This is a genomic window from Corynebacterium spheniscorum (assembly GCF_900113445.1).
Lineage (GTDB): Bacteria > Actinomycetota > Actinomycetes > Mycobacteriales > Mycobacteriaceae > Corynebacterium > Corynebacterium spheniscorum.
This window is the reverse complement of the sequence record NZ_FOPJ01000001.1, coordinates 82,445-101,180: the sequence shown is the minus strand read 5'-3', so window position 1 is coordinate 101,180 and position 18,736 is coordinate 82,445. Positions and strand designations below refer to the sequence as shown.

General features: G+C 57.9%; 23 protein-coding genes. 6 read left to right on the top strand and 17 right to left on the bottom strand.

Annotated features, from left to right (window positions below):
• Positions 1-282 precede the first annotated feature (282 nt).
• From BMZ01_RS00465 to rpsJ, 12 genes are all read right to left on the bottom strand, one after another.
• Positions 283-2,094 carry a siderophore-interacting protein gene (locus BMZ01_RS00465; RefSeq protein WP_092283315.1) on the bottom strand — a complete coding sequence of 604 codons (1,812 nt, stop codon included), beginning with the start codon at positions 2,092-2,094 and terminating at the stop codon, positions 283-285.
• A 250-nt stretch (positions 2,095-2,344) separates the two neighbouring features.
• Complete coding sequence (gene rpsQ, locus BMZ01_RS00460; RefSeq protein ID WP_092283313.1) at positions 2,345-2,623, bottom strand: 30S ribosomal protein S17; 279 nt, start codon at positions 2,621-2,623, stop codon at positions 2,345-2,347.
• A gap of 2 nt (positions 2,624-2,625) precedes the next feature.
• Entirely contained in the window at positions 2,626-2,856 is a 231-nt protein-coding gene (gene rpmC / locus BMZ01_RS00455; protein WP_092283311.1) for a 50S ribosomal protein L29, read from the bottom strand.
• Positions 2,856-3,272, bottom strand: a complete 417-nt coding sequence (rplP, locus tag BMZ01_RS00450) for a 50S ribosomal protein L16 (protein WP_092283309.1) — start codon at positions 3,270-3,272, stop codon at positions 2,856-2,858. The genes rpmC and rplP overlap by 1 nt, the downstream gene beginning before the upstream one ends.
• A gap of 5 nt (positions 3,273-3,277) precedes the next feature.
• Positions 3,278-4,024, bottom strand: coding sequence for a 30S ribosomal protein S3 (rpsC, locus tag BMZ01_RS00445; protein WP_092283307.1), 747 nt, complete (start codon positions 4,022-4,024; stop codon positions 3,278-3,280).
• Entirely contained in the window at positions 4,024-4,386 is a 363-nt protein-coding gene (gene rplV, locus BMZ01_RS00440) for a 50S ribosomal protein L22 (RefSeq protein WP_092283305.1), read from the bottom strand. Before rplV ends, rpsC begins: the two co-directional genes overlap by 1 nt.
• Before the next feature lie 3 nt (positions 4,387-4,389).
• Entirely contained in the window at positions 4,390-4,668 is a 279-nt protein-coding gene (gene rpsS / locus BMZ01_RS00435) for a 30S ribosomal protein S19 (protein ID WP_004566728.1), read from the bottom strand.
• 16 nt (positions 4,669-4,684) lie between these two features.
• On the bottom strand, positions 4,685-5,521 hold the full coding sequence (gene rplB / locus BMZ01_RS00430; RefSeq protein WP_092283303.1) for a 50S ribosomal protein L2: 837 nt from the start codon (positions 5,519-5,521) through the stop codon (positions 4,685-4,687).
• 23 nt (positions 5,522-5,544) lie between these two features.
• Positions 5,545-5,850, bottom strand: coding sequence for a 50S ribosomal protein L23 (gene rplW / locus BMZ01_RS00425; protein WP_092283301.1), 306 nt, complete (start codon positions 5,848-5,850; stop codon positions 5,545-5,547).
• Complete coding sequence (rplD, locus tag BMZ01_RS00420) at positions 5,850-6,506, bottom strand: 50S ribosomal protein L4 (protein WP_092283299.1); 657 nt, start codon at positions 6,504-6,506, stop codon at positions 5,850-5,852. Before rplD ends, rplW begins: the two co-directional genes overlap by 1 nt.
• Positions 6,503-7,159 carry a 50S ribosomal protein L3 gene (rplC, locus tag BMZ01_RS00415; protein WP_092283297.1) on the bottom strand — a complete coding sequence of 219 codons (657 nt, stop codon included), beginning with the start codon at positions 7,157-7,159 and terminating at the stop codon, positions 6,503-6,505. The genes rplD and rplC overlap by 4 nt, the downstream gene beginning before the upstream one ends.
• Positions 7,160-7,188: 29 nt before the next feature.
• Complete coding sequence (gene rpsJ / locus BMZ01_RS00410) at positions 7,189-7,494, bottom strand: 30S ribosomal protein S10 (RefSeq protein ID WP_003854291.1); 306 nt, start codon at positions 7,492-7,494, stop codon at positions 7,189-7,191.
• Between the two features lie 830 nt (positions 7,495-8,324).
• Here rpsJ and BMZ01_RS00405 point away from each other — a divergent pair.
• From BMZ01_RS00405 to amaP, 6 genes are all read left to right on the top strand, one after another.
• Complete coding sequence (locus BMZ01_RS00405) at positions 8,325-8,849, top strand: Asp23/Gls24 family envelope stress response protein (protein WP_092283295.1); 525 nt, start codon at positions 8,325-8,327, stop codon at positions 8,847-8,849.
• A gap of 5 nt (positions 8,850-8,854) precedes the next feature.
• Positions 8,855-9,229: a hypothetical protein gene (locus tag BMZ01_RS00400; protein WP_223845831.1), complete on the top strand. Its 375-nt coding sequence runs from the start codon at positions 8,855-8,857 to the stop codon at positions 9,227-9,229.
• A gap of 78 nt (positions 9,230-9,307) precedes the next feature.
• A complete protein-coding gene (locus BMZ01_RS00395) occupies positions 9,308-9,502 on the top strand; it encodes a hypothetical protein (RefSeq protein ID WP_092283293.1) in 195 nt (64 codons plus the stop codon).
• Positions 9,499-10,248: an Asp23/Gls24 family envelope stress response protein gene (locus BMZ01_RS00390; RefSeq protein WP_092283291.1), complete on the top strand. Its 750-nt coding sequence runs from the start codon at positions 9,499-9,501 to the stop codon at positions 10,246-10,248. The genes BMZ01_RS00395 and BMZ01_RS00390 overlap by 4 nt, the downstream gene beginning before the upstream one ends.
• Positions 10,245-10,868, top strand: a complete 624-nt coding sequence (locus BMZ01_RS00385; protein ID WP_092283289.1) for a DUF6286 domain-containing protein — start codon at positions 10,245-10,247, stop codon at positions 10,866-10,868. The genes BMZ01_RS00390 and BMZ01_RS00385 overlap by 4 nt, the downstream gene beginning before the upstream one ends.
• Positions 10,865-11,425 (top strand): alkaline shock response membrane anchor protein AmaP, encoded by a 561-nt coding sequence (amaP, locus tag BMZ01_RS00380; RefSeq protein ID WP_092283287.1) that lies wholly within the window; start codon positions 10,865-10,867, stop codon positions 11,423-11,425. Before BMZ01_RS00385 ends, amaP begins: the two co-directional genes overlap by 4 nt.
• A gap of 8 nt (positions 11,426-11,433) precedes the next feature.
• Here the strand turns inward: amaP and BMZ01_RS00375 are convergent, their stop codons facing one another.
• The 5 genes from BMZ01_RS00375 to BMZ01_RS00355 form a co-directional block, all read right to left on the bottom strand.
• Positions 11,434-12,168 carry a hypothetical protein gene (locus tag BMZ01_RS00375; RefSeq protein WP_092283285.1) on the bottom strand — a complete coding sequence of 245 codons (735 nt, stop codon included), beginning with the start codon at positions 12,166-12,168 and terminating at the stop codon, positions 11,434-11,436.
• Positions 12,169-12,332: 164 nt separating this feature from the next.
• Positions 12,333-13,217, bottom strand: a complete 885-nt coding sequence (locus BMZ01_RS00370; RefSeq protein WP_092283283.1) for an LPXTG cell wall anchor domain-containing protein — start codon at positions 13,215-13,217, stop codon at positions 12,333-12,335.
• The gene (locus BMZ01_RS00365; RefSeq protein WP_092283726.1) at positions 13,204-14,103 is read right to left on the bottom strand and encodes a class C sortase; all 900 of its coding nucleotides are present in this window, start codon (positions 14,101-14,103) and stop codon (positions 13,204-13,206) included. The genes BMZ01_RS00370 and BMZ01_RS00365 overlap by 14 nt, the downstream gene beginning before the upstream one ends.
• Positions 14,104-14,431: 328 nt before the next feature.
• Entirely contained in the window at positions 14,432-16,072 is a 1,641-nt protein-coding gene (locus tag BMZ01_RS00360; RefSeq protein WP_092283281.1) for a SpaH/EbpB family LPXTG-anchored major pilin, read from the bottom strand.
• 156 nt (positions 16,073-16,228) lie between these two features.
• Complete coding sequence (locus BMZ01_RS00355; protein WP_143067414.1) at positions 16,229-18,724, bottom strand: DUF11 domain-containing protein; 2,496 nt, start codon at positions 18,722-18,724, stop codon at positions 16,229-16,231.
• Positions 18,725-18,736: the final 12 nt, after the last annotated feature.

Here is an 18,736-nt window from a genome sequence, read left to right as displayed (position 1 = left end):
AACAGCTTTGGTCGTACCGCTGCTGCCACGGAGCACCCCTTAAAACGGGGGTCCTCAACAGTGCTGGCTTGGGCAACCATCCGAGATCGAGTGGCTAAGCCAGCTAGGTCCACTGACGGCTGTGCAGGTGCGAAGGCATGCCGCACCAGGAATTTTATTTACCTGAGATAGTGAGGGAAATAGGTGGGCGAGATAAACTTTTAAAAGCTATTTTTGGGTCTAGTATTAGTGCCTCCAAAGGCCGGTTCGAACTCGCCCCGCGCGACCATACGTTGCTCAGTGTTAATCAGCGCGCACTGCGGTAATGCAGTGTTTACCCCACCCCACCCAGGTCGCGGATTCCACCACGAAGCCAGCCTCCGCAATGGCTCGTGCAAGATCCCGCTGGGTGGGTACTTTGGTGCCGCGAAGACAGAGGCACTGTAGGTCCTGTTCATAATCATGTTCATCCCCACCAGCTTCCGGCACAAGGGCACTGATGCAGGTGATTTTCTGGACGCCTAGGCCAGCGAGGATCTGTGGCACCTGGGAGGGGGCAGCTAGGGAGAAGGGATCAACAATCACCGCAGCTTCCGCTGGAAATGGGTGGCCTGCTTCCCACTCCTGGGCTTGAGCGCGGTCACGTCGCACATGGTTGACATCATCAAGTCGGGCTATCTGTTCAAGTGCCACACCGGGTGCGCTGTGCGCGGCGATGATGCCCTGCGCTTCGGGTACCGCCCGGAGTACTTCATCGGCGTAGACAGCGGCACCGGGGCCAAGGAAAGCTACCGTGGGGCCGTGGGTAGAGAGCACATTGACATTCGCGGCGAGCGCCGGCGCGGTCCACCCGGCCATCGCGGATTCTTGTTCGGCTAAACCAAAGGCAAGATGTGGGGAGTTGTCCAGGATCTGCCCAAGTGTTTCACTACCGAAGCCAATGGGTACAGCACTATCGCGGCGTAAGGCTTCTTCCAGCCGGAACATCGCCTGGTTCAGGAGGGCTTGCAGGCCGGTGAGCCGGGCGTTGACCGGGGATTCGGGGTCAGCCAGCAGTGCACCTAAGAAACTCAGCTGCACATGGTGGCTGGCGTCTTCTTCTTGGAATCGGAGCTCCACCAGGTTGATGGATGCCAAATAGCGCAGGAAGCGCAGCAGGGTATCTGGGTTGAGGTTGCAGCGCTCGGCGAGAGCCTGCGGGCTGGTGGCACCATCGGCGATGGCGGGGAAGATCCCCAGGGACGCTGCTGCTTGGAGGGCTATAGCTGGGGTGGTTTCAGCTAGCTCCGCTAGCTCCATAAGGGCACCGGTGCTGGACGCATCCTCCCCCACTTCCCGCCAATAACCGTGGATCTCGATATGTTCGCGGGGGATGTCTTTTTCTTTCGCGAAGGCGCGCACCCCGCGAAGTTTGAGGGCCTCACCAGCAGCCCAGAGGAAGGGAGTGCCTTCGCGCCAGGTGATGTGGCGAAGCGCCTCAGCGAAGCTTTCGCCTTTGCTGCGCACACACCAGTGGATACGGGCATCTGCGCGGGTGGCTAGCTGTTGGATGTGCTCAGGCTCTGCGACTTCGATAACGGCGGTGACGGGGTGGCCTTCGGGGAGTTCCTCCAGGCAGCGTGAGATAGCTGGAAGTGCAGTCTCATCGCCCACGAGTAGCAACCACTCCGTATGGATCGGCAAAGCACCACAGTTCTTCGGGCCAGCGATCCAAATCTTTTGCCCTGGGGTGGCATTGGCGGAGAAATCCTCAGCCAACCCGAAGCCATGGCGGGCGAAGTCGATGGTCAAAGTGCCGGCTTCTTTGTCGAAGGCGCGAACAGTGTAGGCGCGGAAAAGATCTTTAATTTCCGCGGTCCAATCCAGGTTCCCATCACCAAGGGGTGTCGGATAGGGGCGTTCGCCGGTATCGGGGTGCGGGAAGATGATGCGCACATCATCATCAAAACCATCGGAAATGAGCTCTGGCATCATCACGCCATCGCGTTCATGGGCATGAAGATCACCGGTGAATACCAAACGCCGCATGCCGGGGTTGATATCGGTGACCTCGAGGAGCTCGAGTTCGCGTAAAGAGATGGGGTAAATGTCTTGGTAGCGGCTGCTGCGGGCCATGGTGAGGGTACTATTCCACTGAGATTGCTAACAGGTATGCGTTCTAGGTGAGGATACCCAAAGTTGTGGCCTGGGGGACACCATCTCGCGTAGTGAAACAGATAACGTGCGGCAGACCCCAGCCCCGCTGCCCGCAGTTGCCGATGCCTCAGGGGCCTACGGAAGGCGGGTCTCGGACAAAGCAACACCCCCGCAAGCTGCTGTGGGAGCAGTGCGGGGGTGTGTTTGTCTCGTTATCGAGGAAGGAAGACTACTTGGCCTTCTCCACGATTTCGACGAGGCGGTAGTGCTTGTCCTTGGACAGCGGCATGCACTCGGCGATGCGGACGAGGTCGCCGACACCGGCGGTCTCGTTCTCATCATGCACCTTCACCTTGGAGTTGGTGCGCATGATCTTGCCGTAGAGAGCGTGCTGCTTGCGGTTTTCCAATTCGACGACGATGGTTTTCTGCATCTTGTCAGAAACCACGTAGCCGGTGCGGACCTTGCGGGCGCCCTTTTCCTTCTTGTTCACGTTTGCCTCACTCATGATTAAGCCTCAGCTCCCGGAACCACGGACAGGCCCAGCTCACGCTCGCGGATGACGGTGTAGATGCGGGCGATGTCGCGCTTGACCGTGCGCAGGCGGCGGTTGTTGGTCAGCTGGCCGGTGGCAAGCTGGAAACGCAGGTTGAAGAGTTCTTCCTTGGCCTCGGTGAGGCGGGTGGACAGCTCTTCAGCGTTCAGCTCACGAAGCTCAGCTGCGGGGGTACCGTTGCTCATTAGAACTGGTCCTCCTTCTTGATGATGCGGACCTTGCAGGGCAGCTTCTGCCCGGCACGACGAAGTGCCTCGAGGGCAGTTTCTTCGTTCGGGTAGCTCATCTCGAAGAGGATGCGGCCCGGCTTGACGTTGGCCACCCACTTCTCGACGGGGCCCTTACCGGAACCCATACGCACGCCGAGCGGCTTCTGGGTCAGCGGGCGGTCCGGGAAGATGTTGATCCACACCTTGCCACCACGCTTGACGTGGCGGTTGATGGCAATACGAGCGGATTCAATCTGGCGGTTGGTGACGTAGGCGGGCTCGAGAGCCTGGATGCCATAGTCACCGAAGGTGATGCGGTTGCCGCCCTTGGACACGCCACTACGGTTCGGGCGGTGCTGACGGCGGTACTTAACGCGCTTGGGGATCAACATTGTGATTAGCCCTCCTGCTTCTTTTCAGCGCGGTTACGGCGCTGGCCACCGCGACGCGGACGGCCACCACGGTCGCCACGGCCGCGACGCTCGGACGGAGCATTCAGTTCGCTTTCGCGACGGCCGCCCACAACGTCACCCTTGTAGATCCACACCTTGACGCCAATGCGGCCGAAGGTGGTGTGGGCTTCGTAGGTGCCGTAGTCGATCTCAGCACGCAGGGTGTGCAACGGAACGCGACCTTCGTGGTAGCGCTCGGTACGGGACATTTCGGCACCGCCGAGACGACCCGAGCACACAACCTTGATGCCCTTGACCTGAGGCTGACGCATGGCCGACTGAATGGCCTTGCGCATAGCGCGACGGAAAGCGACACGGTTGCTCAGCTGCTCAGCGATGGACTGTGCCACCAGCTGGGCGTTGGCATCGATGTTCTTGACCTCGAGGATGTTCAGCGCGACCTGCTTGCCGGTGAGCTTTTCCAGCGCACGGCGAATACGGTCGGCTTCGGATCCACGGCGGCCAATGACGATGCCAGGGCGGGCGGTGTGGATATCCACACGCACGCGATCACGGGTGCGTTCGATAACGACGTCGGCGATGCCGGCGCGGTCGAGACCCTTGGAGAGGAATTCGCGGATCTTGATGTCCTCGGCGAGGTATTCCGCGTATTGCTTATCGGCGTACCAGTGGGACTTCCAATCGGAGGTGATGCCCAGCCGGAGGCCGTGAGGATGAATCTTCTGGCCCACTACTTGGCCCCTTCCTTCTGGCTCTCAACAACCACGGTGATGTGGCTGGTGCGCTTGCGGATCTGATAGGCGCGGCCCTGAGCACGCGGCTGGAAACGCCGCATGGTGGGTCCCTCGTCAGCGAAAGCTTCAGAGATGACCAGGCTGCGCGGATCCAGGCCGAAGTTGTTTTCAGCGTTGGCCGCGGCGGACTTGACAACCTTGGCGACCGGAGCCGCTGCACGCTGCGGAGCGTACTTCAGGATGGCGAGTGCCTCGGAAACGGACTTACCGCGGACCAGATCGATGACGCGGCGTGCCTTCATGGGGGTTACGCGGACGAAACGGGCCGTGGCGCGGGCGGAGGTGATGGTGTCACTCATCGCTTATCGACGTCCCTTCTTGTCGTCCTTGATGTGACCCTTGAAGGTCTTGGTGGGAGCGAACTCCCCTAGTTTGTGACCCACCATGGAGTCATCCACGAACACCGGAACGTGCTTGCGACCGTCATGGACGGCGAAAGTGTGACCGATGAAGTCCGGGAGAATGGTGGAGCGGCGGGACCAGGTCTTGATGACCTGCTTGGTGCCCTTTTCGTTCTGAGCGTCGACCTTGTTGAGGAGGTGCTCATCGACGAACGGGCCCTTTTTAAGGCTGCGCGGCATTCTTCGTTACCTCCTCTTAGCGCTTCTTGTTGGACCGGCGGCGACGCACGATCATGTTGTTGCTATAACGGTTCGGGTTGCGGGTGCGGCCTTCCTTCTGGCCCCACGGCGACACCGGGTGGCGACCACCCGAGGTCTTACCCTCACCACCGCCGTGCGGGTGATCAACAGGGTTCATCACAACACCACGGACGGTCGGGCGAATGCCCTTCCAGCGCATACGGCCGGCCTTGCCCCAGCGGATATTAATCTGCTCGGCATTGCCAACTTCACCCACGGTTGCACGGCAGCGGATGTCCACGCGGCGGATCTCAGAGGAGGGCATACGCAGAACTGCGTAGGTGCCTTCCTTACCGAGAAGCTGGATGGACGCGCCGGCAGAGCGGGCGAGCTTAGCGCCTGCACCGGGCTTCAATTCAACAGCGTGAATGGTGGTACCGGTCGGGATATTGCGCAGCGGCAGGTTATTACCCACCTTGATGTCGGCGTTGGCGCCGGATTCCAGCACCATGCCCTGCTTCAAGCCCTTGGGGGCAATGATGTAGCGCTTCTCGCCATCGCGGTAGTGCAGAAGGGCGATATTGGCGGTGCGGTTGGGGTCGTACTCAATGTGCGCAACCTTGGCCAGGATGCCGTCCTTGTCATTACGACGGAAGTCGATGACGCGATAACGGCGCTTGTGGCCGCCACCCTTGTGACGGGTGGTGATGTGACCGTGCACGTTGCGGCCACCGGTCTTGGTCAGCGGGCGCAGCAGAGACTTCTCCGGAGTAGAGCGAGTGATCTCGCTGAACATGGAAACGGAGCTCTGGCGGCGACCCGGGGTTGTCGGCTTGTACTTACGAATAGCCATAGTGTGTCCTTTACTTTCGACGCTTAAGCGGCGGAGCCGCCGAAGATGTCGATGGAGTCGCTGCCTTCGCGGAGCGTGACATACGCGCGCTTGGTGGCCTTGCGCTGACCATAACCGGTGCGGGAGCGCTTGCGCTTGCCCTCACGGTTAACGGTGTTCACAGAGGCAACCTTCACGCCGAAGATCTGCTCCACGGCGGTCTTGATCTGGGTCTTGTTGGAGTCGGTAGCCACGAGGAACGTATAAACGTTCTGCTCCATGAGGCCATAGGACTTCTCGGAGACGACCGGGGCGAGAATGATGTCCCGGGGATCGACGATCTTGGCCATTAGTTCTGTTCCTCCTGATCCGCACCCTGAGCGCGGTTGATGAAGGTGTGCAGCGCCTCGACAGAGAACACGATGTCATCAGACTTCAGGACATCGTAGGTGTTCAGCTGATCAGCGTTGAGGATGTGGACACCCGGGAGGTTATTAGCACTCTTGCGGGCATTGACATCTTCGCGGCCGATGACCAGGAGCACGTTCTTGCGCTCGGTCAGACGCTCGATGAAGGTGCGGGCCGACTTGGTGGACGGGGTCTGACCCGGGACCAGCTCAGTGACCACGTGGATGCGGTCGTGGCGGGCGCGGTCAGACAGCGCACCGTAGAGGGCGGCGGTCTTCATCTTCTTGGGGGTGCGCTGGGAGTAATCGCGCGGCTTGGGGCCGTGCGAGATACCACCACCGGTGAAGTGCGGTGCGCGGATCGAGCCCTGGCGGGCGCGGCCGGTACCCTTCTGGCGGAACGGCTTGCGGCCGCCACCAGAAACTTCAGCGCGGGTCTTGGTGGAGTGCGTACCCTGACGCTTTGCGGCGAGCTGTGCGTTGACGACCTGGTGCATCAAAGCGATGCTGACTTCACGGTCGAAAATGTCGGCAGGCAGCTCAACCTGGCCGTCGGTCTTGCCGTCGGCAGTGTGGACGTCCAGCTTCAGATTGGTCATGCGTGTGCACCGCCCTTCACTGCGGTCTTGACGGTCACGATGCCGCCGCGAACGCCGGGGATTGCACCCTTGATCAGCAGCAGGTTGGCATCGGCGTCGATCTTTTGGATCTTGAGGTTCTGGGTGGTGACGCGGTCATTGCCCATGCGGCCAGCCATGCGCTTGCCCTTGAAGATACGACCCGGGGTAGCGCAGGCACCGATGCCACCGACGCGGCGGTGAGCGGCCTGGTTACCGTGGGAAGCACCCTGTCCGGCGAAGCCGTGGCGCTTCATGCCACCAGCGAAGCCCTTGCCCTTGGAGGTGCCGGTCACGTCAACGAAGGTGATGTCGTTGAAGATTTCGACGGTCACGTCCTGGCCAACCTCGTAACCGGAGACATCGTCCATGCGAATCTCGGTGACGTGGCGGCGGGGGGTAACGCCGGCTTTCTTGAAGTGACCAGCGGCAGGCTTGTTGACCTTGCGCGGGTCGATTTCACCATAGGCGATTTGGATGGCGTTGTAGCCATCGGTTTCTTCGGTACGAATCTGGGTAACCACGCACGGCCCAGCTTCAACGACGGTCACCGGGATAACGCGGTTTTCCTCGTCGAAGACCTGGGTCATACCGAGCTTGGTGCCCAGAATGCCCTTGATCTCGTTTTCACTCATTAGTTATTCTCCGCCAAAGTTTCCGTCGATCACTGAATATTCACGTCGACGCTGGCCGGAAGGTCGATGCGCATAAGGGCATCAACCGTCTTCGGCGTCGGGTCGAGGATGTCGATGAGGCGCTTATGGGTGCGCATCTCGAAGTGCTCGCGAGAGTCCTTGTACTTGTGGGGAGAACGAATAACGGCGTACACGTTCTTTTCGGTGGGCAACGGCACCGGACCCACGACGCGTGCACCCGTACGGGTCACGGTCTCGACGATCTTACGTGCAGACGCATCGATCGCCTCGTGGTCGTAGGCCTTGAGCCGAATGCGGATCTTTTGTCCCGCCACGCTTATCCTCTTCCTCGCTTGTCCCACATCACATTGCTGGAGCGGTGGGAATCGCTTCTGTGTTTTCTCTATGTCGTTGTTTCCCTGGAGTGAAAGCCATGGGGTAAGCAACGCCAGTTCCTGTAGTTGTTTTGACTTGCAGATCGCGAGATCTCATGACGAGCGCGTCAAATAAACATTGCGCTCGTTAATGGCCTGCCACCTGCGTTATGCACGCTGTGCTGCCAAAACATAAGTTCAGGGTGATTCTTCCCCTTGTCTCTCAACTTTCTGCGTCCCGTACAAAAAGGAGTCCGCAGGGAAGTTAAGCGTGAAAGGAAGGCCCTAAGCCTACTGCCGCTGTTTATTTGCCATGCTCTTCATTCAGGGTTTCTGCTCCCGGACGAGGCTAATAATCTTTAAGTGAAGATTGGCCTGCGCATCGCGAGCAGATCCTTCCCTGGATCACTTCACGAACTTCACGCTCGTGCGTCCAATCCAGACGAAGTGTCATGTTTACTCCGCCAGCGACGCAGCATCTCCGCACCACCTTCGAACTGAAGGCAGAGGCGCTTACGCCGTGTCAAAGCAACCCGGCTATTAAAGCATGAGTAAGCAGGTAGTTTCAAACTGGGGCGCCAGGGGTGTAAGGGGAATCACCTGAAGCGGGTGTGCTGCGAAGATGCGGGCGCTGAGATGTGCAGCTGTACAACTGCGTGGCAGCACTCACACGACATGTATAAGGAATCCTGGATAAGCTATAGGAATAGGCTCGCCTAGCTTCATGCTCACCAGCTGCTAGCTATTCAGCTCAATCAGTATCCAAAAAGAAAAGGACGTGTCTCTAACTCATGTCAGAGAATAAGAACGACGACAAGACCATCCAGAAGAACACCGAGAACACCCCCGCCACTCAGGCTGCCGAGAATGCGCCTGCAAAGCCGGTGCGCAACACCAAGCTGCATACCTCCCATGGCACCACCACCATTGAAGATGTGGTGGTCTCCAAGATCGCCGGCCTGGCTGCCCGTGAAGTTTCTGGTGTGCACGCCCTTGGCGGCAATGCTGCCCGCATGGTTGGTGCGATCCGCGAATCCTTCGTTGGCCAGAACACCAATGTCCAGCAGGGTGTTTCCGTGGAGGTTGGCGAAAGCCAGGCTGCTGTGGATGTGGCCATCGTTGCCGAATACGGTGTGGCCATCCATGAGCTGGCAGAAGCCATCCGCCGCAATATCATCAACTCCATTGAGCGCATGACCGGCCTGGAAGTAACCGAGGTTAATGTGACCGTCCACGATGTCCATCTGGACTTGGGCGATGACGATGATGATGTGCAGGCCGCTATTGAGCAGCCCACCCAGGCGCGAGTTCAGTAATACCTATGGCAGCCACCCCTGAAGTATTCACCCATCTGCGGTACGATCCGGTTCCTCTTGAGCAAGCCCGGGAGATTGTGGCAGCTGTGCGCGCCACCCCAGGTGTTGCGGATTTAAGCTCCGGATCTTTTGGGGAAGTGGCACTGCTCTATCCCGGCGCGCGAATACCCGGATTGCGGGTCTCAACCATCGGATCCGAGGAGCCACGCTTAGCAGTGCATGTGAGTGTGGACCTCGGTGCCGCGGCGGGCGCGAGAGAAAAGCCGATGCTGGCGGATATTGCGGAAGCGATCCGCGGCAGTGTTCGTTCGGTTGGGTGCACAGAGCTACCCATCGACGTGGTTTTTGCTGATGCAGCTGTGCCAGGGAAAGAACAGTAATTTTCCCACCTCATCTTCACACCACCCCGCATTCCCTTTGATTCTTCTTCTTTCACGCACTCTTTTGGGAGTAACACTATGAGTACGCACTACACCCTCATCGGGATCGCGGTGGGTCTCGCCTTGGCCTTCGCTGCGATTTTCGGTGGTATCTACGGATTCCTCATGGCCTTGATCTTCTCCTTTGTTGGTGGAGTTCTAGGCGCCCACTTTGACCACCGCATTGACCTTCGAGCCCTGGTGGGCGCGCTCGGTCGCGGAGGTCGAGGATGAGCGACTCCACCACCACCCGCACCGAAAATAAACCGCTACCTGCGATTAGCGATGACGCGGATATTGCATCCCTGGATCCGGCTAAGGCGCTAGAAACTACACCGGATCGCACGGTTGAAGGCCGCGTGCATATTAGCGAGCGCGCAGTAACCCGCATTGTGGAGGCCGCCTGTGCGAGTGTCCCGGGTACTGCGCGGGTGACCCGTAGTTTGGAAAGACTCTCGCGCTCCTACCCGCGCTTTGATGTGCTCCTAGAGCCCACCACCCCGGGAAGCACGGAAGCAGGCTCGGTGAGCGTGGAGGCACATATTGCGGTGACCTGGCCCTCCCCCGCTGCTGATGTGGCGACCGCGGTGCGTGACACCATTATTCAATGGGTAGAGGATGTAACGGGCTTGTATTGCACCCGCGTGAATGTGGTGGTGGGGACCGCGGTGGTGGATAACCAGCAGCGCAGTTCCTTAAGCTCCCGCCCGCCGCTTAGTGCTGAGACTTTGGCTAATACCAATCTGCATCCACCGATAACCCCGGTGAAGGTGCCGATGGCGCGAGTGTATGTGCCCGAAACTCCGGCTGCCCCGACTTTGCGGCAGATCAGTACCTCGACCAGTACCCCGACGTTGCGGCCGATCCGCACTGCCCCGGAGTTGCCTTTAAAACCTGTTCGCGTGGTCCCCTTGCATCCGCTTAGCCCTGCTCATGACCCCGCGGTGCAACCGGGGAAGCAGAAAGGAGGCCTGCGATGAGCGAGGAGAAAACCGAAGACATCACGCGCGGCATACCGGAAACCATTGAACATGAGTCGGAGCTGCGCACCGCACCCGCGGGTCTCGATAAGCACCTTGGGCAGGAACCCAAAGCTTCGCCAGCTGCCCGCTGGCTGGTGATTGTCCTGGGGTTATTGCTGATTAGTTTGGCGATTGTGTTGGGCCGTGACTTGTGGTTGAACGGGAATCGTCCGGCGCTGGCTGTGCCGCAGGTGCTTGATCTGCTGAGTAATGCCACCTATGAGCCGTGGATGTTGCCGGCTGGAATTGTGTCTGTGGTGGTGGGAGTCATCATGGTGATTTTGGCGCTGAAGCCGCGGAAGGCAACGCACCATCAGCTGCGCTCGACGGTGTCTTTGTGGATGCGTCCGGTGGATATTGCGCGCAAGGCAACGGCCACTGCTTCGCGGGTGGCGGGGGTCTCGACGGCGCACAGTCATGCGACGAAGAAGACCGTGAATGTGAGCATCACTGGCGATGCTGAGGATGAACAATTAGGGGCACGAGTGGAACAGGCGGTAACGGGGATTGCCCGCGAGCTGGACCCCGCGCCCGAGGTGAAGGTGCGGGTACGCCCGCGCGGAGAGGTGCACTCATGAGTCGCTCTTTAGCTGCGATTGACCGCATCATTATTTTCTTAGTCGGCTTGATCCTGATTGCCGGCGGGGTGTGGGCAGTGGCCTTGTACTTTGATGAGGCGCATGCACAATGGTTAGCCGACCGCGTGGTGGAAGTGCCCTGGTCAGAGGCTACGGCGCAGAGTTGGTATCCCTGGGCGGTGGGTGCTGGCATGGTGATTGCCGCATTGGCGGGAATTGCGCTGATTGTGGCGAACCTGAGTCCGCGGCGCTTCTCGCGGATGCGTTCGGAAGTTTCCTCCGATAAGGGCACCATTGAGCTAAGCGTGGCGCCGATTGCGCACGCCGCGGCCGAGTATATGGAGCGCAGCCCGCGGGTGGAGAAGGTGGCGCAGAAGGTGGCGATGGATCGCCAGCGGCCGACCGTGACCTTCACTATTGATGCTTTACCGAATGTAGACATTGATGGTTTGCGCGCTGAAGTGGAGGAAACTGAGCGGCTCTTCCGGGTCGCAGTGAAGGACCTAGATGTAGATAGCACCTTCTTGATTCACTTGGCGGCAGTGCAATCGCGCTAAGCGTGCGGTCATTTTAGAGTGCTCAAACTGCGAATGTGCGGGAGTGGGGCTTCTACTAGAAGGGATTCTTGGAGAGGCCCCACATTCATGTGCTCATCGACGATGCAGTCAGCGTGAGGGTGCTGCAGGCCACTGAGGCGTTGCCAACGGAAATGCTGGTACTCGGTGGTGCGGCGGTGGATGCGCCACAGATCAATATGCGTGCCGAGCAACATAATGGCTTCTGGGAAACGCAGGAGCCAGGTGTGCTCACGGGTAGTGATATCGCGGCAATGGAGGTAGCCGCCTTTACGAAGCGGAAGGCTCGGGACGGTGATGGCGCGAATGGATTGGATTACCCCGAGGTGGTGTTGAACTTCAGCAGTGTCGCGGATGACTAGCGGTTCGGCGACGCTGGCGCGTTCGATGCTGTGGTAGCTCCACACGCCGGGGCGGGTTTCAGGGGAGGTGGTAAGACGCAAGATGACGCGGGTGGGGTGCACTGTGACCAGAAAATCCGGTTGCGTGGTGCGCAGTAGGTAGCTGCCTGTGGCGTGGGCGTTGTCCCGCGGTAGGTGTGCGGGGTGTGCGGCGTTGAGGTGGTTGAGTAATGTGCTGAACTCTTCATCACTAGTGGACCAGTTCAGCCCATGGTTGTGGAGCACGTCGAGGAGCTCCGCGAAGCTTAGTTCGGGTTGGGCTTCCCAGGTGTCCCTGAGTGCCGCCATGATAGGCGGGATGCGCCAAGGGTCAGCTTCGAACATAACCGCAGATTATATGTGGGGGAGGTGGTGGGGGGTGTTGAGTGGGCGTAGTGCGGCTTGCGAGGGGAGCCCCTGCGCGAGGTGCGCCACTGCGGGGAGGCTTGTGCGGGGGAAGCTCTGCGAGGAGACTTGTGCGGGGTTAACCGTGAGAGAAACTCCGTGTCTTAGGATTCTTCTTGGCGACGGCGACGGCCGAAGAAGAGCAGTACCGCACCAGCACCGATGAAGCAGAGCGAGGCCAGTAACACACTGATGATTTGAGCGCCGGTCATGGGGAGACGCTCGATGATTCCCGGGATTCCCGGTTTCGGAGTGGGCTGCGGGGTGGCACCAGGGTCACTGGGGGCCGGCGGGGTGATGGTGTAACTCGGAGTGGGCACAGGGATGGGAATTGAGCTCAGCGGTGGATCATCCGGGTGTTCTTTGAGCGCAATGATGGGGACATAGTCCCAGCCCCCTACCCCACCGGTGGGCAGCATCAGCAAGAAGGGGTCAAAGGATTTGTATTTGTGACTCGGTTCAGCTTGAGGTGCTTCGACATCAACGAGATAAAGCCCTGGGGTGAGCCCGGAGATTTTGGCGATCCCGGATGCGTCAGTGAGTGCGCTGTGAGAGATGCCATGTTGCAACAAGCGGGCACCTTCTGGGGTCAGCAGATCTGCTCGCTGACGATCTTGGGCATTACGCGGATCGAAGCCGAGAATCTCGGTGACGGTGATTTTATAGCCGGCTAATTGAGCTGGCGGGAGTTCATCGGCTGGGGTGTCGTCATAGGGGTTTTCCCCGGTCAGGGTGAAGGTGACGTCAACGAGATGCTCGTTGTTAATGGTGCCGATATCTAGGTCATCGGTGTTGCCGAATACTGTTCTAGCGTCTGCGGTGGCGGTCGCGGAATTTTCCATGATTCCGCTCTGAAATAAGAGGGCAGGTCCCGTGGCTAGCAAGGTGGCGGAAAGCAGGCTGGCAGCAGCACGGTGCCAGACCGCGGTGCGGGCGGACGCTCGGCGTGAGAACCGGTGGCGGTGTTGGTGAGCGTTAGTGGGCTTCATGATTGTCCTTTTCCGGCTCAACAGAAATTAGCGCGGTATGTTGTCGGCGACGAGCCCGATAAAAAATCCACAATAAGGCGAGCAGTATGACCACCACGGCGACCAGGATGGCGACCATCCACCATTGCCAAATAGATGCTTGGCTGCCTTCAACTTCAACTTTTTCCGCTTCGTCTAGCGGTACGCGTACTCCACGTACCAGCAGGCGGTGGGTATTAATGCCATATGGGGTGCAGGTAATGAGGGTTAGATAGTCTTTATCCGGAACGCGGAGAAGATCATCGGTTTCTTCGGGGCGAACAACCTTGATTTGATCGACCTCGTATTTCAGCATCTCGTTCATCACTTGGATGTAGAAGGCGTCGTCTTCTTCGACTTTGTTGAGGTTGTCGAAAAGCGTGGCGGTTGCCAGACCGGTGTGCCCGGTTAAGACGGTATGGTTACCCACTCCCCCAGTTGGTAAGGCAGATCCGAAGAGATGCCCAACACCGCGACTCAAGGTATCCATATCGGTGCCGTGGAAAACAGGGAGATCAACCTGGATCGCCGGAATACGCAGACGCGCCATCGCCTGGGCAACATTGAGCTGCTCTAGGTACTCGCGGTACTGCGCATTATCAGGGGTGATGCGCGCTAACCAAGGATCCAGGATAGGACCATCTTGCTGAGTTTGATTGAAAGCGTTAGCGCGCTCTAATTCAGCCGAGCGTTGCTCTTCAGGCACAGTTTCTAGAGTTTCACCATATTGTCGAGCCACTTCGACTTGTTTCACATTGTTGAAGTGGGTGGATAATACTGGGTAAAGCAGAGCGAGAAATCCGGTCAGGATGAGAAGCAGAGTGATGACTTTTCTCTTGGTCTCTGATTCCTTCGGCTTATCAGGCATGGCAGCAAGCGAACCGGACCCCGGAGAAAACTCCGGTGTCTGATCGTTGGCTGGATGCGAAGGAGGGATCACCGAATAGTCATCTTTCTCTAGCTTTTTGCTGAGGTGCAGGCCCTCAATGAGATGAGTAGCTCAGCTACTCACGCCCTGTGGGATGTGAGTAACTCAGCTGCTCACCTCACACTCATGGACGGCGTCTAGTGGTGTAGTGGGAATCGGAAGCTTTTGGGGGGTCGCGGTTATGGTGCGATCCCCCGCATAGCGTTCAACTTCCAACTAATGGTTTTCTAGACGGGCTTTAAGAGCGTGGGGCGAAACAGGTTAGGTCCTAGGACCGACGGGAGCTACGTAGGCCGTACCAAGCGCCGCCACCAATGAGGGCCAAACCAGCGAGCACCAAAGCGATGATGCCGGGCCCACCAGTAAGCGGCAGGTTCGGGGAGACGGACTTGATATTGGCAACACTGACCACATGTGGGTCCTCCACTCCCTCAGAGAGAGACGGAAGCTCGAAGGGCACAGGTTGAGTCCGAAGCTCATACCCTTCTGGAGCTTTGGTTTCGACCAAGCAATACTTTTGGTCCTCTTCTTCCAGGTATGCGTTATCCGCGAAATCGGTGACATGCAAGCCATCGATGGTTACCGTGCCATCAGCACCGGTGGTCCAAGAGGAGAATTTCTCACCAGGAGCGTCTGGGTTGTTCCCTGCCTCAATCTTCTCGCCCAGCTGTGCATCAGCATCGCAGACGTATAGTTCGAACTCTGCTCCCTCGAGTTTCGTGTCTGGATTGCCCTTCTCGTGCTTGTCGATCGTCACTGTGCGGTGCTGAGTTACCACCTCGTCAGATTTCACCTCGATATCTTCGACGTCTGGGTCAGCGCTGGTCTTGGTGTTCAAGGTTGCTTCGTTGAAGGTCATCCCGCTTGTCTCCCCGACTTCGAGGATCTCGGCATCGATGGTGACAATAACCTGTGGAGCTTCCTCACCCACCTCGCCGTTTTCAGCTGCAGCATGGCGCGCTTCTGCAAGCTTCTGCAGACCACTCGGTCCGAAAGTTACTGTGACTTCACTGGTATTAGGGTCCACAGTCACTGTGTAGTCAGCTGGGGCGAGTCCTTCCACTTTAGGAGCAGTGACTGTCACGTCCTCGGCAGAAACCTTAACGCGGTCACTCGGGACTGGGTCGCTGATGACGTACTTGGTCAAAGGATCGACAGTGTCTGTGGTGGTAGTGGTTTCCTCACCTTCGCCACTGCTGGTGGTCGCGGTTTCGCGAGTGTAGGTCGGTACGGGAATATCGGCAGTGATTGTCCAGGTCAACTTATCACCCACGTGTTTCCCGGCGTCCTCGACGGATTTGGTAATCCCGATCTTAGAGTTCTTGGGATACACATGAATGTCGTAGTTCCACTGCGATGTGTCATCCGGGTTAGTCATCGGGATGAACACCAGGAAAGGAGCTGATGGGACCAAAGATTCTTGGCCCGGACTCCCCTGTGGCGGGCTATCTTCAGTCACAAGATAGACCCCGACTGGCAACTCACTGAAAGTCGCTACACCTCCGGCAGTAGTCTTCTTTTCGGGCTTGCCGGTGGGGTTAGCTGTATCCGGAGTTAATGCAACGGCATTCGCCCAACCTTCATCGGTAGTGAGATCAGCGTCCACTCGTTGCACCGTGAAGGAAACCCCATCCATAGGTTGTCCGGGAATAGGGCTTTGTTCATTACCGGTACCTACCTCGGTGGCTTTATCCGAGAGGTATTTATGGATGGTGAGCGAACCCGTCTTGGCTGGGTCGATGAGCGACGCCGGGAGTTCGGGGGCAGGCGGCGCCGGTTGCTCCGAGGTGGGTGCGGGATTAACGACAACTGCGGCCGCGTTCGGCGCGGTTGCGGGGATCACTCCGCCCAAGGCGAGGGCCAGTGCACCGACGATGGCGAAAACTGGTTGGGAACGATGTTTTGTCATGGGGGTTTCTCCTGAAGAGGTTCATGCGCTGATTGAAAGCTCAGCAATCAATATGATGTGCGGTTGTATTCGATCGGCCGAAGGAGGACAACTGATGCGGGATTAGCCTGCTCTCTTAGCTAGGACGAGGCTTGATCTGCCAATAAAGGGGCATAATCACTCACCTGCCTTAAGTCGATAGCGAGCACCATCGTGGATATTGAGAAGCACTACCCCGATAGCGACCATGAGTGATAGCGCAATCCACACCATTTGATTCTCTGGCCCGGTCTTGGGTAGAACACCACTGCGGACATCAGCGACTGTGATCATTAACGCCTGAGTTTCGGGGTCCTTTTCGAAGAACACCAAGGGGGAGGTCGTGGCATCAACTGATTGGATCTCGTAGCCTTGTTCCCCTTGGGTCACGCTGAAGTTCGCGGCGTTGGGGAGCAGTTGGTAGCCACCAGAGGGTGCTTGAGTTTGGATTAAGCGATATCGGCCAGGCTCTAGCTGGAAGTTGAAGGGGCTCCCATCAGATCCACCAGTCATGGGGATAGCTTCACCGATGGGTGTACCAGATTCATCAATCGGCTGCACATTGAAGGCAGCACCGGAGAGGGAATTATCGGTGACGGTCTGGTTCTGGGCGTCATAAGCTACGGTTTTGAGGCTGACCGTTGCCGGGTCCGGGGGCAGGATGGGAATGCATGCATGGTTATTGGTTGCACCATCATTGTCTGGCCCATCCATGTGCACCGTGTTTGGGACACCACCCTCGAACCCAGCATCGTCATCGATGAATGTGCAGGTAGTGAGAACTTCTTTCGCTTCAGCTGTGGCTAAGGAGTCCAGGTGCACCGGAACGGTGATCTCGAAAGTCTGTGATACACCAGGACCAAGTTCGAGGCTCTTAAACAAAGCTAAGGAGGCACCATCTACCCAGGCATCTGCTGGGTAGGAAGCACTGAGACCATTAACCACGCTGCCGTCAACAGCGTCGGCATCGATAGTGACATCACCGCTGATGCTCAGCCCGTTTGGAACACTGACTTTATCCACAAGATTGGAAACGCTGACTGCGGTGTCTGCGGAGTTGTTGTGCACGGTCACCGTGTAATGAAGTTGGGCATCACCTTTGGCATCGACTTTTATGCCTTCTCCGGGCTGTGGCGTCTTTTCGATGGAAACATCGGCATCTAGGGAAAGACAAGCGTGATTATTTGATTCTGGGGTAGTCCCGTCTTCTTCGTCGAGCATCGATACGGTGTTGAGTACACCGGCGGTGCCGCTGTCATCCGTGGGCAGCGATTCCGCGCAGGTGAGCGCGGCCTGTGGGGCAGCTTCGTCCCAGGCACTGAGCGGTGCTTTAATGTCGGCGCGAAGAAGAAGGGTCTTTTCACCTGCGGCGGGGATTGTTCCGACTTCGCTGCGCGGAATAGTCGTCGTGCCGCCCACGCTCACACCTGTGAGTTCGGTTCCTTCAATGCTTACTGCTCCACCACTAACTTCCACGCCCGCTGGAAGTTTTAGGGTATCGATAATGTCATTCGGTATTTCAGATTCGACATCCAGCGCGTTTTTTACCCTGATCTCATAATAAAGAGAAGCTGTACCACCGGTGGCATCGAAGGAGATAAGAGGATGCGCTTGATCACCCGGTTTCGCTGGATTCTGGTCAGCGGCGGGAGCTTTTTCTAGCGCAATACTCTCACTCGGGCAGTCCGAGGTTGCAGTGTTATTGGAAGAATTCGGGTCCTCATTTACTGGGGTAATGCCGGCTGTATTAGCTGGGCACTGCTGCCCGGAGACAATATCAGCCACCACGAGTACTGTCTTGGATTCACCTTCTTCGAAGGCCTCAGCAGTACAGGAAACAGCATTTGCGGCGCTAATCGAGCAATCCATGCCCCGTCCGGGTTCCGGCTGGGTCAGGTCTGAGCCTGCAGGCGGCGAGCTGATCTGATCTTCCGCAGTTGCGTCATCGGCGCTGATCTTATTGGCATCCAGAACGCGCACATTTTCAAAAGCATCGGATGCTAACTTGTCTTCGAGTTGGAAGCCTAAGGATTTCCCAAGACCTTTGTTAGTGACCTTGAGTTCCCATACGACAGTTGCTTTGTTGTTAGCATCGCGCAGGAGTTTTCCGAAGCGTGGCTTCTTGGTGAGTTCCAGGTCAGGAGTGGGAACAGGAGCGAATTGGGGTGCTGTAGTTCCACCTTCCTCTTCTGGCCAGTCGGTCTCCGGACACACAATGCGATCAGCGTTGGCGTTCCCCACTGGTTTATTGGCGTCGAATTGGAATTTCCACTGGATGAGATCGCCCTGGTCGATCAGCTGATAAAAGCCTACGAATTCGACTGCGAAGTGGCCTGAACCACCAAGGATAGTTTCGTTTTTCGCAGGGCTGATGAACTTGATTTTCTTTGTAGGATCGTCGGCATTCTTTAAGACACAAGGGCTCCCGTCGCCCGGACAGGTATCCACCACCCAGTCGGCATTATCGCTGTTGAGGTAATAGGCGTCAGCAGGGTCTCCGATCTCGATACCAAAATAGGGCTTGCCAGTCGCGGGATTAAGCCCTTTCTCCAGCTTTGCTGCACGTCCAAGTTGTGTAGACCAATTCCCCTTGCCCACCGAATAGTTGAAAGCCGTTTTTTCTAGCTGACTCAAGGACCTATCCCA